Below are 14,131 nucleotides of genomic sequence, written 5' to 3' on the forward strand. Positions count from 1 at the left end.
GGCGATGTCGTATCGTCTCCGCGAGATCCGGGCGGGCGCGCCCGCCCGGACCGAAGCACGGTCGGGGGACGACGGGGGGATGGACGATGGCGGCTGCGCATACCGAACCGGGGCGGATCGGCGCACCCGAACTCTGCCGGGTGACCGTGCTGGCACGGCACACCCAGGTCGACCTCGCCCTGCCCGGCGACGTCCCCGTCGCCCTGATCGTGCCCGGCGTCGTCGACCTCATCGCAAACCACCGCGCCCTCAACGACTTCGATTCCTCCGTCGAGCGGGTGGAGCCCGAAGCGTGGGCGCTTGCCCGTCTCGGTTCGTCGCGGCTCGCGGCGGCACTGAGCCTGCACGAGCAGGGTGTCCGGGACGGTGAACTGCTGGTACTCGAGGACGCGTCGGCACCGGCGCCACCCCCGCTGTTCGACGACGTGACCCACAGCGTCGCGACCGACGACGAGGCCGGGACGGGCCGCTGGTCGCCGAATTCGGCGGCGACGGTCGCGGCGGCGGTCACCCTCGCCGCGACGGTGACCGGTGCGGGGGCTCTGCTGCGCCTTTCCGCGCAGGAAGGACGGCTCGCCGCCGGGGCCGGTTGCGCCGCGCTCACCGTCCTGCTCCTGCTCGCCGGGATCCTGCTCCGACGGGTCCGCGACGACCGTCGCCCCGTGGTGCTGCTGTGCGCCTGTGCGGTGCCGGCCGCGTTCGTCACCGGAATCCTCGTGGTGCCGGGGACCTTCGGACCGGCGCACTCGATGCTCGGTGCAGTCCTGTCGGGGGCCGCGGCAACCCTGGTCCTGGTCTGGACCGACGTCGGACGGGCGCCCTTCACCGCGGTTGCCGCCGTCGCTGCGGTTGCCGCGGCTGCCTTCCTCGTCGCCACATGGGGAATCCCCGCGTCCGCGGTCGGCGCCGGAGTCGTCGTCACGGCGTTGCTGACTGTGACGTTCGCGCCCCGACTCGCCATGAAGTTCGCCGACCTGCCGCTGCCCCCGGTGCCCGGGCCCGGCACGGACGCATCCCGGACCGAGGACGGAGCGGACGCCCCGGACGGCGGGGGCCGGTCCCTGCCCGATCGGAGCGAACTCGCGGAGGCCGCCGCGCGGGCACGCGACCACCTCACCGGTCTCGTCGGTGCGGGAACCGTTCTGACCGTCGCGGGCGCGTGGTGCGCGGCGGCCCCGCTGTCCGGTGCCGACCCCGTCGGCCCGGGCACCGCCCTGGCCGTCGCCGCTGCGGCGGTGATCATGCTGCGCGGCCGCACCTACACCGACGCGCGCCAGGCGACGCTGCTGGTGGCAGGCGGCGCCTCCGTGCCGGTGGTCCTGCTCGCCGCCGCAGCGATCAGCGGATCTGTGCCTCCCGTCGCTGTCTTCGCCCTCGCATCCGGCGTCGCGGCCGCAGCGCTGGTGCTCGGCATGGCCGCTCCGCGCCGCTCGTTCACCCCGGTGCAGCGCCGCGCCGCCGAGCTCGTCGAGTACGCGACGATCGCGTCGGTCCTGCCACTGGCCTGCTGGGTCACGGGCCTCTACGCCGCCGTCCGCGGGATCTGACGTGGCCCGCGGGGCACGCCTCTTCCTCGTCGCCCTGGTGCTGACGACCTCGTCCTTCGGCACGGTCCCGTTCGCCGGGGCAGAACCTCCGCCCGTCGATGCCGGGAGCCTGCCTCCTCCCGCAGAGCCCGGACCCGTCGACGACACCGCGCAACGTTCGCCGTGCACCACCGTCGACATCGTCGACGACACCGCCACGATCCCGGATCCGCAGCGCCTCCTCGATTTTCCGGCCGTGTGGCCGTTGACGCGCGGCGCGGGTCAGCTCGTGGCGGTGATCGACACCGGAGTGGGCCGGAACGCCAGGCTGCCCGGGCTGGTCCCCGGTGGGGACTACGTGTCCTCGGGCGACGGGACGCAGGACTGCGACGCCCACGGAACGCTGGTGGCGGGACTCGTTGCGGCCCAGCCGGTCGCCGGGTCGGGGTTCGCCGGCGGCGCCCCGGACGCGCGGATCCTCGCCGTGCGCCAGTCCAGCCGCCACTTCTCGGCGCACCGGCCGGATGCCGGCGACCAGGATGCGCGCACGTCGCCCGGCTACGGCAACGTGCGCACGATGGCGATGGCGGTGCGCCACGCGGCGGACCGCGGTGCCACCGTCATCAACATCTCCGAGGTCGCCTGCGCGCCGGCCGCAGAGGGCATCGACGACCCCGAACTCGGGGCGGCGGTGCGGTACGCGACGGAGGTGAAGGACGTCGTCGTCGTCGCTGCCGCCGGGAATGTGGAGGATCGCTGCCGAGGGTCGAACCCGCACGGACTCGATCCGCTCCGCCCGGGAGCGGATCCGTGGCGCGCGGTCACGACCGTGGCCTCGCCGGCCTGGTACGACGACTACGTACTCACGGTCGGCTCGGTCGAGCCGGACGGCTCACCGTCGAGCTTCAGTCTGCCGGGACCGTGGGTGGACGTCGCCGCGCCCGGCGGCGGGGTGGTCTCCCTGCACCCCACCGCGGACGCCCTCGTCGACGCCTACCCGGGTGCTCAGGGCCCGACTCCGGTGGCGGGCACGAGTTTCGCGGCGCCGCTCGTGTCCGCCACCGTCGCGCTGGTACGGGCACGATTTCCGCATCTCGATGCCCGCGCCGTCGCGATGCGGATCGAGGCCACGGCGCACGCGCCGGCCGAGGGCTGGAATCCGCGGGTGGGCTTCGGCGTGATCGACCCGTTCGCGGCGGTGACCGCCCCGCGGGCGGAAGCGCGTGCGCCCGTGGCGGCCTCGGTGGCTGTCGCACCTCCGGCGCCGCCGGCTCCGACGGATCAGCGGCCCAGGAACGTCGCGGTCGTCGCGGCGACCGTGGTGCTCGCGATCGTGGGAGCGACAGCGGCGCTGCGACGCCGACGTCAGCTTCCGGCGCCGACCGGCGCCGGGTCCGGATCGGGTGCGACGCCGTCGTGAGCGACGAGCGCCTCCGCCCGCCCGAGCGCCGGACCCGGCGCGAACAGTTCGACGATCTGCCACGGCGCGGGCACCGGTTCGGAGAATCCCAGGGCGGTCGCGGCGTCCGCGTCGACGATGCCGTACCGCACGCCGGTGTCGGCGACGTAGAAGAGGGCGCCGCGCCGCGCGCTGTCCGGCGCGACGGAGGTGGTCTGCACGAACGCGCCCCGGCCGGGCGCGAGGTACGCGCTGTCGGCCTCGGGCCCGCCGCCGTCCGCCTGGGCCAGGGACACCGGCACCGCACCCTCGGGTAGCGGCAGCGCGGAGCCTGCCGACACCTCGACGGCGGACCGCGATCCTCCGTCCGCGCCGGCCTCCGGTGTCCACGTCAGGCATCCGACGGGGCGGTCGCCCGCATCGACGACCGTGGGCACGGTCGTGGGGAAGGTGTCCACGTCGAGACCGCGCACGGCCGGAGCGTCCCGCAGCAGATCCGGTGGGACGGCCGGGATCTCCGCGGCGCCCTGCGAATCGGTGAAGTGGACGATCTGCGCCGTGGCCTCGGAGACCTCCTGCACTCCGTCGCGCAGCACGACGTAGAACTTCTTCCCGTCCGGCACTGCGACGCGGACCACCGACCCGACGGTCAGCGAACCGATCGGATAGCCGGGCTCGCCGCCGGCGCCGGGGATCCGCGGAGCCTCGAGCCGCGGCACCTCCGGGATGGCGGCGAGCAGGGCCGGACCGACGGGACGCGCCATGCCGGCATCGATGCCGAGGACGCGGGTGAGCGCCCGGTCCGAGAGATCGACTTCGGCCCGGGATCCGCGGTACACCAGATGGTGCCTGCCGTCGGCCGCGACGAGCAGGGCTTCGTCGTCGGTGAGCGGTCGCGTGCGGTCACCGTAGGCCGGCTTCCCGGCGGCGACACTCGTGGTGACCGTGCGGCTTCCGTCGGTGGCCACGCTCTCGCACACCGTCCACGACAACGGCTCCGCGACGTGTGCCAGCGCGGACGGCGCACCCGGAATGCCGACGAGGGAACCTCGTGGGCGCGTTTCGAATTCCCCGTCGGCGACGACGGCGGGCTCGTCGGGCCGCCCGAGCACCAGGCGGGCGGAGGCCAGGTTGAGCACCGGATGGAAGGTGCCGTCGATCGCGACCAGCATCGCGCCGGATTCGCGACCGACCACGATCGTCGCGTCGCCGATCTTGTCCTGCGGGCGGAACAGGGCGAGTGCGGCGCAACCCGCGAGTCCGACGCAGGCGAGGACGGCACCCACCGCCAGAGCGCGCGACTGCGCCCGCATCGGGTCGTGAATCATCCGCACGTCCCGCCGCACCAGTGCATGTTCCATGCGGCGCACCAGAAATCGGTAGCCGTTGACCTGCCAGCGCGTGGTCGGCTGCGCTCCCATCGATCCTCCCCCGTACGACGCCCCCTCCGCCGCAACACAGTACAGTTCCGCCGGGGAACGTCGGGGGGACCGGGCCGTCGCTCGGTGGGAACGGGGGAATCGTCGTGCAGGATGGGATTTTCCGGCGGCCACGGCGCCGCTCCGCGGCCGGGGTGGTGCGTGCGCAGTGTGCGGCGGTGGCCGGGTGGACGACTGCGGTGGCTGCCGGAGCACCGCCTCCCGCTTCGGTGCTCGCGGCGGCACTGGCCGCGGTGGCAGTGGTGGTTCCGGTCCGGGGGCGCGACGCCGTCGACTGGTGGCGGGAATGGTGGCGATTCCGGAACCGTCCGATCCGGACCGCCCCGGTGATCGTCGACGTCACCGCGGCCGGCGACGGACCCGTCGGGGTGTGCTGGGACGGCTCGGCCGTCGGGGTGTGCTGGGACGGCTCGGCCGTCGTCGCGGTGGTGGAGCTGGTGCCGGCGGGTGGGGACCTCACCCGGCTGACACGCGATCGGGCAGAGCCACTGCGCCGGCTTCCGCTGGCGGCGATCGCCGCGTGCCTCTCGCGGCACGACGTCGAACTCGACGGGATCGACGTCGTCGTGCACGGCGGCCGGGTGTGCGACGAGACCGCGGCCGGCGAGGCGTACGGGAGCCTGGTCGGTCCGCTGCCCGCCGCCGCGACCCGCACGGTGTGGCTCGCGCTGCGGTTCGACGCCCTCGCCTGCCCGGCCGCGGTGGCGCGCCGGGGCGGCGGGTCCGAGGGCGCGGCACGCGCCGTGCGCATCGCGGCGCGCCGGGTCGTGCGCGCGCTGGCAGATCAGCGCCACGCCGCGCGGATCCTCGACGCGGGAGAGATCACCCGGGCGGTGGAGTCCGTCACCGGGTGCGCGGATCCGCTGCTGCTCGAGGAGGATCGCGACGCGGTACGGCTTCCCGGCGGTCTCAGTCGCGCCGCCGTCGTCGAACCTGGGCGCCTCGACCGGACGACCTTGACCCACCTCTGGTCGGAGCCGCTGTCGTCGGCGACGATCACGGTACGCCTGCGGCCCGGTACCGAGCCCGGAACCGTGCGGATGGGGGCAGTGGTGCGCGGAACGAGCCGCTCCCCCGAGCCGAGCCGCCGGATGCCGGGCACTCGACGGCTGTGGAGTCGCGAACTGGACGGGCTGCTGGCGTCGACCCCGACGGCCGCGGCCGGGCTCGAGGATCTGGTTCCCCTGCGCACCGTGCAGCTCGGCGACGTCGACGCCCTCACCCTGCCGGTGACGGGATGCGGACAGGTGATCGGGGCGGACGAGTCCGGGGCGGCCGTGTCTGCCCGCGTGACCGGCCCGGGAGTGCGATCCGTGTATGTCGCCGGGGAGCTGTACCTGGCGCAGCAGCTGGTGTTCCGGTCCGTCGCGATCGGCGCCCGGGTGGCGATCCACACCGATCGCGCCTCGGCCTGGCGTCCCCTGCTCGCCGCGGCGGGTCCGGACCGGTTGCGGCTCGGCGACGACCGGGGTGTCGACACGATCGTGTACGACGGCGTGGTCCCGGCGACGGTTCCCGCCGGGACGACCGCGATCCACGTGCATGCGGATCCGGACCGGTGGCCGCGTGAGCGCCCGGACGTGTCGATCCTGCAACCCGGCGCGGCCGGGGATCGGGTGGTGCTCACGACAGGGGGCCGCCGGATGTCGTTGTCGCTGGTGAGTGTGGGCGCCGAAGCCGCGTTCATCGGTCGTCCGCGGGCGGGTGGGCGCAGCCGGGCTCCTCAGCCGGGGTAGGGGTCGGCGGCCTGCCCGGCGCGCACGGTCCGCGCCCACCACGCGAGCTGGTTCAGCATCCGCTGGGCCGCATCGGCCGCGGCGCCGTCGGTGGTGGTGCCGTCTGCGGCGAAGGCGTGCTTGACGCGGTGGAAACTGACCGATTCGCGTACGGGGACCATGTGCACCTCGACGACGACCTGCCGGAGTTGTTCGACCGCGCGCAGACCGCCGGAGAGCCCGCCGTAGGAGACGAATCCGACGGGCTTGGTGCGCCATTCGTGTTTGACGGTGTCGAGGGCGGTCTTCAGGGCGGCCGGATAGCCGTGGTTGTACTCGGAGGTGACGACCGCGAACGCATCGGCCGCACCGATGCGCCGGGTGAACGCCTCGGCCTCGCGGCCGCCGGAAAGATCCTGCGGCAGCGGGGTGTCGGCAAGGTCGAGCACGCCGACGTCGAACTCGGGGCGTTGCCGCGCGGCCGCGGCGAACCAGTCGGCGACGACGGGCGCGATCCGCCCGGCCCGCACGCTGGCGACGACGATCTCGAGACGAATCGGGGCTTCGGCGTCCATGGGCCGATGGTAGGCGGGTCAGGCGGTGAGGCCGTGGGTGAGCAGGGCGGCGAGTTCGCGGTAGGCCTGGGCGTCCGGCAGGCCGGTGGCCTCGGCGACGTGGCGCTGCTGGATGCGGACCATGACGGCGGCGACGACGTCGGCGACGAACGCGGCGTGCACGTCGCGCAGTTCGCCGGTGGCGACTCCGGCGACGATGAGGTCGCGGACGCGTTCGGCGGCGAGCCGGGTGTTGCGTTCGTAGACCTCACGGGCGGCGGGGGCGGCAGCCATGTCCTCCATGAACTGCGCGGAGGCGGGTTCGAGTTGCCGGCCGACAGCCTCGAGATAGCCGCGGATGCGGTCGACGGCGCCGCTGCGGCCCTCGAGCTCGGATTCGACACGCTCGGTCGCGCCGCGGAAGAAGTGCACGGTGGCGGCCCGGACAAGGCGGTCCTTGCTCTCGGCGAGGGCGTACAGGGTCGACTTGGAACAGTGCAGGCGGGCGGCGATGTCGTCGAGGGTGAAGCGGGCGAAGCCCTCGGCGAGGAACAGCGCGACGAGCTGGTCGAACAGTTGCGCCTGCCGCGCCGTACCGCGCCGGGTTCCCGCTCTTGTCATACTATGAATAGTACTGCAGTATCGTTCTCAGTACTATTTTCTGAGCGAGGAGTCACCGTGCCCGTCGAGCGCCTGCTGCCCACCCCCGAGGCCTACGACCTCATCGAGCTGACCCGCGACGTCGCGGACAAGGTTCTCGCGCCGCGGGTCGTCGAACACGAGCGCAACGAGACGTTCCCCGAAGGCGTGTTCCCCGCCCTCGGGGCGGCCGGCCTGCTGAGCCTGCCGTACCCGGAGGAGTTCGGTGGCGGGAATCAGCCGTACGAGGTGTACCTGCAGGTGCTCGAGGAACTCGGCGCCCGCTGGGCGGCCGTCGCCGTCGCCGTGAGCGTGCACGGCCTGTCGTGCTTCGCGCTGGCCACCCACGGCACCGAGGAGCAGAAGGCCAGGTGGTTGCCGGACATGCTCGGCGGCGAGACGATCGGCGCCTACAGCCTGTCCGAGCCGCAGGCCGGGTCCGATGCCGCGGCCCTGGCCTGCCGCGCGACAGCCGTGGACGGCGGCTACCGGATCTCCGGGTCGAAGGCGTGGATCACCAACGGCGGCAAGGCGGACTTCTACACGCTGTTCGCCCGGACCTCCGACGCCGGCTCGAAGGGCATCTCCTGCTTCCTCGTGCCCGCCGGGACCGAAGGTCTCAGCTTCGGCAAGCCCGAGGAGAAGATGGGCCTGCATGCCATCCCCACCACGACCGCCCACTACGACGACGCGTTCGTACCCGAGGAGCGCCGTATCGGCGCCGAGGGCCAGGGTCTGCCGATCGCGTTCAGCGCGCTCGATTCGGGTCGCCTCGGGATCGCGGCCGTCGCGGTGGGCCTCGCGCAGGCCGCGCTCGACGAGGCCACCGCGTACGCCAAGGAGCGCAAGGCGTTCGGCAAGAAGATCATCGATCATCAGGGCCTCGGATTCGTCCTCGCCGACATGGCCGCGGCGGTGGACTCGGCCCGCGCCACCTACATCGACGCCGCGCGCCGCAAGGATGCCGGTCTGCCCTACTCGCGGCAGGCGTCGGTCGCCAAGCTCGTCGCGACCGACGCGGCAATGAAGGTGACCACCGACGCCGTGCAGGTACTCGGCGGCTACGGCTACACCCGGGACTTTCCCGTCGAGCGGTTCATGCGGGACGCGAAGATCACGCAGATCTTCGAGGGGACGAACCAGATCCAGCGGTTGGTCATCGCCCGGCACCTGGCCGGCTGACCGGCAGAGGTGTCGGGGCGCGTCGCCGTCCTCCCCGGCGGCGTGCGCGCCCCGACACTGCCCGGATAGCTCGCGCCGCGGAATCTGAAACATCTTCCTGTCAGATTCTGCGAGCCTGCTACCGTGCGCCGGTGAACAGACAGCGCAGGCGGGGCCGCAGGGCCGCGAACCGACTGGAGCGGGCGGCCGATGCCGCGGACGTCGTGGCAACCCTTGCCGAACTGGGGATCCTGTTCCTGAGACTGCTGTCGCTGCCGTTCCGCGCGGCGGCGGCGCTGCTCCGGATGGTCACGACCTGACCGCGCTACGCGCCGATCGCCTCCTCGAGGATCGGCCAGGACTCGTGCAGCGCGTCCTGCCAATAGCCCCACGAATGCGTGCCCTCCACCGCTGTGCTGAAGGTCGCCTCGATCCCGAGTTCGTCGAAGGTCCGTCGCAGCCGTTCGGTGCACTGTGCCGTGGCCGCCTCGATGGATCCGAGGACGAGCAGGTCGACCGGATCCACCTGCCCACCCAGGGCCGCCTCGTGCGGGCCCGGCAGGCCACCGCCGGAGGAGATGTACAGCGTCGTGCCGCGCAGCTTCTCCGCGTTCAGCGCCGCGTCGTTGGCCATCCACCCCGGGCCACCGATCGGGCCCCACATGTTCTCGACGTCGCCGCCCCCGATCGTGACGACGGCCTCGACGTAGCTGCGTCCCGGATCGCTGCTCGTCTGAGCGCACCCGCTGTAGGACGCCACCGCCTCGTACAGTCCCGGCGCCTGCTGCGCGAGAGCCAGCACCGAACTGCCCGACATCGACATTCCCGCGACGGCGTTGCGACCGTCGGCGCCCAGTGCCGCGTCCACGACCGGCGGCAGTTCCGACGTCAGGAACGTCGCCCATCGGTGCCGGCCGAGCTTCGGGTCGTCACGCACCCAGTCCGTGTAGTACGAGAAGGCGCCGCCCACCGGGGTGACGACGTTGACGTTCCTGCCGTCGAAGAACTCGCGGACGTCCGTCTGCTCCCGCCAGTTCGCGGCGTCTTCACCCCCGCCGGCGCCGTTGAGCAGGTAGAAGGTGGGCCGGGCAACGGAAGTGTCAGCGGGCCGGATCACCTCCACCGGGATCACCCGGTCCATGGACGGCGAGTACACGTGCAGCACCCAGTCGCGCGCGGTCCGCTCCTCCACGTGATCGACGTAGGCCCCGGCCGGAGCCGGCTCGGCGGCTGCCGGCGCCGTCAGCAGCGACGCCGCGGCGAACAGCGCCGCCGCGATCGTCGCGCCGCGTCGCCGGATCGCGGGCATGTCGAGCACTGCGCCTCCCTCTCACATGCCGATCCCCCGGCCGGGCCGGCCGGGGGAGGTGCTCGTCGGAACATATCACCGGAAGGCACATATCACTGGAAGGCCGCGGATCAGCAGCAGCCGTGGCCGATGGGGCCGCGCAGCTCGCGGGTGGCCGCGTTGCGCGCCGCGAGTTCGCCGTCGGGGGGATAGTCGACGCCGACGAGGCTGAGTCCGTGCGCCGGAGCCACGGCCACGGCCGCGGCGCGCTGCCGTTCGTCGAGCAGCGCGGTCATCCACTCGACACTGCGCCGCCCCTCCCCTACCGCGAGCGCCGCCCCGACGAGGCTGCGCACCATCGACCAGCAGAACGCGTCTGCGCTCACGTGCGCGGTCAGGATGTCCCCCGTGCTCGTCCAATCGAAGCGTTGCAGTTCGCGGACCGTCGTCGCGCCCTCGCGCCGCTTGCAGAACGCCGCGAAGTCGTGCAGGCCCAGCAGCGACCGCGACGCGGCACGCATCGCGTCGACGTCCACCGGCTTGGGCCAGGCGACGGTGTCGCGGGCCCGCAGCGGCTCGGCGCCGTAGACGGCGGTGGTGAGCCGGTACTCGTAGTGCCGGCGGACCGCCGAGAAACGGGCGTCGAAGTGCGGCGGGGCGACGGAGATGCCGGTGACGCGGACGTCGCGCGGCAGGAACCGCGCGAGCCGTCGCACCAGACGGCCGAGATCGTCCGGAAGGGCAGCGGCGGGGACGTCGACGTGCGCGACCTGACCGGACGCATGCACCCCGGCATCGGTCCGCCCGGCGACCGTGAGCTGGACCGGTGCGCGCACGACCGCCCCGAGTTTCTCTTCGATCTCCCCGCACACCGTCCGTCGTCCGGGTTGCCGTGCCCAGCCGGAGAAGTCGGTGCCGTCGTAGGCGATGTCGAGCCGCAGCCGGGTGCTGTCCCCCGCGGCGGACGGGTTCTCGAAAGCAACGGGCCCGCCGCCCCGGTTCGGGGCGACGGGCTCGTTCGCTTCAGCGGATGCCGAAACCAAGTGGACTAGTCCTTCTTGGCCTCGTCGGCGTCCTTGGCGTCGGCCGCGGTGGCGGTCTCGTCCTCGATCGCGTCGACGACGGCGTCCGCGTTCTCGACCTGCGCGTCGGAGGCGTCGGCCTCGACGGCTTCGACGACGTTCTCCTCGGCCGGGGCCTCGGTGGCCGGCGCGCTCTGCGAGGCGGCGACGCGACGGGCGCGGTCGGCCTCGGAGGTGACGGTCTTCTCCTTGACGAGCTCGATGATCGCCATGGGAGCGTTGTCACCCTTGCGCGGCATCGTCTTGACGATGCGGGTGTAGCCGCCGTTGCGGTCCTCGTAGAACGGGCCGATCTCCGCGAACAGCGTGTGGACGACGTCCTTGTTGCGGATGACCTTCAGCACCTCACGACGGTTGGCCAGCGTGCCGGCCTTCGCGTGCGTGACGAGCTTCTCGGCGTAGGGCCGCAGGGCCTTGGCCTTGGCCTCGGTGGTGGTGATGCGGCCGTGCTCGAAGAGCGCAGTGGCCAGGTTGGCCAGCAGCGCCTTCTGGTGCGAGGCCGACCCGCCGAAGCGGGCACCCTTCTTGGGCTTGGGCATGATGAATCTCCTAGTAACGGACCGTGAGCTGCTACAGCTGCTCGGTCTCGGCGTAGTCCTCGTTCCCCTCGGCGTCGCCGAAGGAACCGGCGTCCGTATCGCTCCAGGTACCGGTCGCGGCGTCGTAGCCGGCGACGGTGCTCGGGTCGAAGGACGCGGGGCTGTCCTTGAGGGAGAGGCCGAGCGAGTGCAGCTTGACCTTCACCTCGTCGATGGACTTCTGACCGAAGTTGCGGATGTCGAGCAGGTCGGACTCCGTGCGTGCCACGAGCTCACCGACGGTGTGCACACCCTCGCGCTTGAGGCAGTTGTAGGACCGGACCGTCAGGTCGAGATCCTCGATGGGGAGTCCGAAGGAGGCGATGTGGTCGGCCTCGGCGGGCGAGGGACCGATCTCGATGCCTTCTGCTTCGACGTTCAGCTCACGAGCCAGACCGAAGAGCTCCACCAGGGTCTTGCCCGCCGAAGCGAGCGCGTCCCGCGCGGTGATCGAGTTCTTGGTCTCCACGTCGAGAATCAACCGATCGAAGTCGGTGCGCTGCTCGACGCGGGTCGCCTCCACCTTGTAGGTCACCTTGAGCACCGGCGAGTAGATCGAATCGACCGGGATGCGGCCGATCTCGGCGCCGGACGCCTTGTTCTGGACGGCAGGGACGTAGCCGCGGCCGCGCTCGACGACGAGCTCGATCTCCAGCTTGCCCTTGTCGTTCAGGGTGGCGATGTGCAGGTCCGGGTTGTGGACGGTGACACCGGCCGGGGGCACGATGTCGCCCGCGGTCACGGTGCCGGGGCCCTGCTTGCGGACGTACATGGTGACCGGCTCGTCCTCTTCCGAGCTGACCACGAGGCCCTTGAGGTTCAGGATGATGTCGGTGACATCCTCCTTGACCCCGGGAACCGTGGTGAACTCGTGGAGCACGCCGTCGATGCGAATGCTGGTGACGGCCGCGCCCGGAATCGAGGACAGCAGGGTGCGACGAAGCGAGTTGCCGAGGGTGTACCCGAAGCCCGGCTCGAGGGGTTCGATGACGAACTTCGAGCGGTTGTCGGCGATGACCTCTTCGCTGAGGGTGGGTCGCTGCGAGATGAGCATGGAGTGCCTCCTTGTGGGCGTCCGCCATATGACGCCCTGGTCGGGATGTGGTGTCCCCCCGGACCTCGGGAGGACCGGAAGGACACCACGGCGCGAAGCGCCTTACTTCGAGTAGTACTCGACGATCAGCTGTTCCTGCAGCGGGATGTCGATCTGCGCGCGCTCGGGGAGCTGGTGGACCAGCACCCGCAGACGCGGGCCGACGACCTGCAGCCAACCCGGGATCGGACGATCGCCCTGGGTCTCACGGGCCACCTGGAAGGGCAGCGTGCCCAGCGACTTCTCGCGGACGTCGATGATGTCGTACTGCGAGACGCGGTAGCTGGGGATGTCGACCTTCTTGCCGTTCACCAGGAAGTGGCCGTGGCTCACCAGCTGGCGGGCCTGACGGCGGGTCCGGGCGAGACCGGCGCGGTAGACGACGTTGTCCAGACGCGACTCGAGGATGGTCAGCAGGACCTCACCGGTCTTGCCGGGGCGGCCGGCGGCCTCCTCGTAGTAGCGACGGAACTGCTTTTCCATCACGCCGTAGGAGAAGCGGGCCTTCTGCTTCTCCTGCAGCTGGAGCAGGTATTCGCTCTCCTTGATCCGCGCGCGGCCGTGCTGGCCGGGCGGGTAGGGGCGACGCTCGAACGCCTGGTCGCCTCCGACGAGGTCGACGCGCAGACGACGCGACTTACGGGTAACGGGACCGGTATAGCGAGCCATGATTCAAACCTTCCTTTCCCGTTAGACGCGACGCCGCTTGGGCGGACGGCAGCCGTTGTGCGGCTGGGGGGTGACGTCGGAGATGGTGCCGACCTCGAGGCCCGCGGCCTGGAGGGAACGGATCGCCGTCTCGCGGCCCGAGCCCGGGCCCTTCACGAAGACGTCGACCTTCTTGACACCGTGCTCCTGCGCCTTGCGGGCAGCGTTCTCGGCGGCGAGCTGCGCGGCGAACGGGGTCGACTTGCGCGAACCCTTGAAGCCGACGTGGCCGGAGGACGCCCAGGAGATGACGTTGCCGTTCGGGTCCGTGATGGACACGATCGTGTTGTTGAAGGTGCTCTTGATGTGAGCGGCACCGTGCGGGACGTTCTTCTTGTCCCTGCGGCGCGCCTTCTGGGTCTTCTTGGGACCGGTGCTGCGTGACTTGGGAGGCATTACTTCTTCTTTCCTGCGACGGTGCGCTTCGGACCCTTACGGGTGCGGGCGTTGGTCTTGGTGCGCTGTCCACGCACGGGCAGACCACGACGGTGTCGCAGGCCCTGGTAGCAGCCGATCTCGATCTTGCGACGGATGTCCGCCTGGACCTCGCGGCGGAGGTCACCCTCGACCTTGTAGGTCTCCTCGATGAACTCGCGCAGCTTGGCGAGATCCTCGTCGGAGAGGTCCTTGCTGCGCAGATCCGGGCTCACGCCGGTGGCCTCGAGGATCTCCTTCGAGCGGGTACGGCCGATGCCGTAGATGTAGGTCAGTGCGATCTCCATCCGCTTTTCGCGGGGAAGATCGACACCTGCGAGACGTGCCATGTGGCATTCCTATTCGGTGTGCGGAGGTCTGCTCCCAGCCCGTCCCCTGCGTCGTGAAACTGTGTGGTCCCGCGGCCCGGCCGAAGCCGGAACGCCGGTAGTCCGAAACACAGTGGGGCCCCGGCCTCCGAACCGGGGGTGTATCGCGCGGCTCCCCGACGAATCGGGAATCGTGACCGAACGAC

The 14,131-nt window shown here is 71.7% G+C and carries 15 protein-coding genes; 5 read left to right on the forward strand and 10 right to left on the reverse strand.

What is annotated here, in order from left to right; all coding sequences use genetic code 11:
• Positions 1 to 86: 86 nt before the first annotated feature.
• Both eccD and mycP read left to right on the forward strand, forming a co-directional pair.
• Positions 87 to 1,547, forward strand: a complete 1,461-nt coding sequence (gene eccD, locus AC2IPW_RS16910) for a type VII secretion integral membrane protein EccD (protein WP_486375239.1) — start codon at positions 87 to 89, stop codon at positions 1,545 to 1,547.
• Between the two features lies 1 nt (position 1,548).
• On the forward strand, positions 1,549 to 2,946 hold the full coding sequence (gene mycP, locus AC2IPW_RS16915; protein ID WP_486375240.1) for a type VII secretion-associated serine protease mycosin: 1,398 nt from the start codon (positions 1,549 to 1,551) through the stop codon (positions 2,944 to 2,946).
• On the opposite strand, the gene eccB is transcribed toward mycP, so the two are convergent.
• Positions 2,892 to 4,346: a type VII secretion protein EccB gene (gene eccB / locus AC2IPW_RS16920; RefSeq protein ID WP_486375241.1), complete on the reverse strand. Its 1,455-nt coding sequence runs from the start codon at positions 4,344 to 4,346 to the stop codon at positions 2,892 to 2,894. The two genes, mycP and eccB, sit on opposite strands and share 55 nt — an antisense overlap.
• Before the next feature lie 152 nt (positions 4,347 to 4,498).
• Between eccB and eccE the strand changes: the two genes are divergently transcribed.
• Positions 4,499 to 6,100, forward strand: a complete 1,602-nt coding sequence (gene eccE, locus AC2IPW_RS16925) for a type VII secretion protein EccE (protein ID WP_486377020.1) — start codon at positions 4,499 to 4,501, stop codon at positions 6,098 to 6,100.
• On the opposite strand, the gene AC2IPW_RS16930 is transcribed toward eccE, so the two are convergent.
• Both AC2IPW_RS16930 and AC2IPW_RS16935 read right to left on the reverse strand, forming a co-directional pair.
• Positions 6,088 to 6,654, reverse strand: a complete 567-nt coding sequence (locus AC2IPW_RS16930; RefSeq protein ID WP_003938058.1) for an NADPH-dependent FMN reductase — start codon at positions 6,652 to 6,654, stop codon at positions 6,088 to 6,090. The genes eccE and AC2IPW_RS16930 overlap by 13 nt on opposite strands.
• A gap of 18 nt (positions 6,655 to 6,672) precedes the next feature.
• Complete coding sequence (locus tag AC2IPW_RS16935; RefSeq protein WP_416061448.1) at positions 6,673 to 7,254, reverse strand: TetR/AcrR family transcriptional regulator; 582 nt, start codon at positions 7,252 to 7,254, stop codon at positions 6,673 to 6,675.
• 57 nt (positions 7,255 to 7,311) lie between these two features.
• On the opposite strand from AC2IPW_RS16935, the gene AC2IPW_RS16940 reads away from it, so the two are divergent.
• Both AC2IPW_RS16940 and AC2IPW_RS16945 read left to right on the forward strand, forming a co-directional pair.
• Complete coding sequence (locus tag AC2IPW_RS16940) at positions 7,312 to 8,454, forward strand: acyl-CoA dehydrogenase family protein (protein WP_416061449.1); 1,143 nt, start codon at positions 7,312 to 7,314, stop codon at positions 8,452 to 8,454.
• A gap of 131 nt (positions 8,455 to 8,585) precedes the next feature.
• Positions 8,586 to 8,753 carry a hypothetical protein gene (locus AC2IPW_RS16945; protein ID WP_160320120.1) on the forward strand — a complete coding sequence of 56 codons (168 nt, stop codon included), beginning with the start codon at positions 8,586 to 8,588 and terminating at the stop codon, positions 8,751 to 8,753.
• Positions 8,754 to 8,758: 5 nt separating this feature from the next.
• Here AC2IPW_RS16945 and AC2IPW_RS16950 read toward each other — a convergent pair whose 3' ends face one another.
• The 7 genes from AC2IPW_RS16950 to rpsM all read right to left on the reverse strand — a co-directional run bounded on the left by AC2IPW_RS16950 (position 8,759) and on the right by rpsM (position 13,946).
• Positions 8,759 to 9,751 (reverse strand): alpha/beta hydrolase, encoded by a 993-nt coding sequence (locus AC2IPW_RS16950; RefSeq protein ID WP_416061450.1) that lies wholly within the window; start codon positions 9,749 to 9,751, stop codon positions 8,759 to 8,761.
• 101 nt (positions 9,752 to 9,852) lie between these two features.
• Entirely contained in the window at positions 9,853 to 10,764 is a 912-nt protein-coding gene (gene truA, locus AC2IPW_RS16955; RefSeq protein WP_486375242.1) for a tRNA pseudouridine(38-40) synthase TruA, read from the reverse strand.
• 5 nt (positions 10,765 to 10,769) lie between these two features.
• Positions 10,770 to 11,342 carry a 50S ribosomal protein L17 gene (gene rplQ, locus AC2IPW_RS16960; protein ID WP_003938063.1) on the reverse strand — a complete coding sequence of 191 codons (573 nt, stop codon included), beginning with the start codon at positions 11,340 to 11,342 and terminating at the stop codon, positions 10,770 to 10,772.
• Between the two features lie 31 nt (positions 11,343 to 11,373).
• On the reverse strand, positions 11,374 to 12,435 hold the full coding sequence (locus AC2IPW_RS16965; protein WP_003938064.1) for a DNA-directed RNA polymerase subunit alpha: 1,062 nt from the start codon (positions 12,433 to 12,435) through the stop codon (positions 11,374 to 11,376).
• A 102-nt stretch (positions 12,436 to 12,537) separates the two neighbouring features.
• On the reverse strand, positions 12,538 to 13,143 hold the full coding sequence (rpsD, locus tag AC2IPW_RS16970; protein ID WP_003938065.1) for a 30S ribosomal protein S4: 606 nt from the start codon (positions 13,141 to 13,143) through the stop codon (positions 12,538 to 12,540).
• A 21-nt stretch (positions 13,144 to 13,164) separates the two neighbouring features.
• On the reverse strand, positions 13,165 to 13,578 hold the full coding sequence (gene rpsK, locus AC2IPW_RS16975; protein ID WP_003938066.1) for a 30S ribosomal protein S11: 414 nt from the start codon (positions 13,576 to 13,578) through the stop codon (positions 13,165 to 13,167).
• Entirely contained in the window at positions 13,578 to 13,946 is a 369-nt protein-coding gene (gene rpsM / locus AC2IPW_RS16980) for a 30S ribosomal protein S13 (RefSeq protein ID WP_003938067.1), read from the reverse strand. The genes rpsK and rpsM overlap by 1 nt, the downstream gene beginning before the upstream one ends.
• Positions 13,947 to 14,131 lie beyond the last annotated feature (185 nt).

The sequence above is a fragment of the Rhodococcus sp. NS-SX18 genome, assembly GCF_057367935.1.

What these genes read in the sequence shown, in the direction of transcription:
- eccD (WP_486375239.1), top strand. Translation starts at nt 87, where the DNA reads ATGGCGGCTGCGCATACCGAACCGGGGCGGATCGGCGCACCCGAACTC.
- eccB (WP_486375241.1), bottom strand. Translation starts at nt 4,346, where the DNA reads ATGGGAGCGCAGCCGACCACGCGCTGGCAGGTCAACGGCTACCGATTT.
- AC2IPW_RS16930 (WP_003938058.1), bottom strand. Translation starts at nt 6,654, where the DNA reads ATGGACGCCGAAGCCCCGATTCGTCTCGAGATCGTCGTCGCCAGCGTG.
- AC2IPW_RS16935 (WP_416061448.1), bottom strand. Translation starts at nt 7,254, where the DNA reads ATGACAAGAGCGGGAACCCGGCGCGGTACGGCGCGGCAGGCGCAACTG.
- rplQ (WP_003938063.1), bottom strand. Translation starts at nt 11,342, where the DNA reads ATGCCCAAGCCCAAGAAGGGTGCCCGCTTCGGCGGGTCGGCCTCGCAC.
- AC2IPW_RS16965 (WP_003938064.1), bottom strand. Translation starts at nt 12,435, where the DNA reads ATGCTCATCTCGCAGCGACCCACCCTCAGCGAAGAGGTCATCGCCGAC.
- rpsD (WP_003938065.1), bottom strand. Translation starts at nt 13,143, where the DNA reads ATGGCTCGCTATACCGGTCCCGTTACCCGTAAGTCGCGTCGTCTGCGC.
- rpsK (WP_003938066.1), bottom strand. Translation starts at nt 13,578, where the DNA reads ATGCCTCCCAAGTCACGCAGCACCGGTCCCAAGAAGACCCAGAAGGCG.
- rpsM (WP_003938067.1), bottom strand. Translation starts at nt 13,946, where the DNA reads ATGGCACGTCTCGCAGGTGTCGATCTTCCCCGCGAAAAGCGGATGGAG.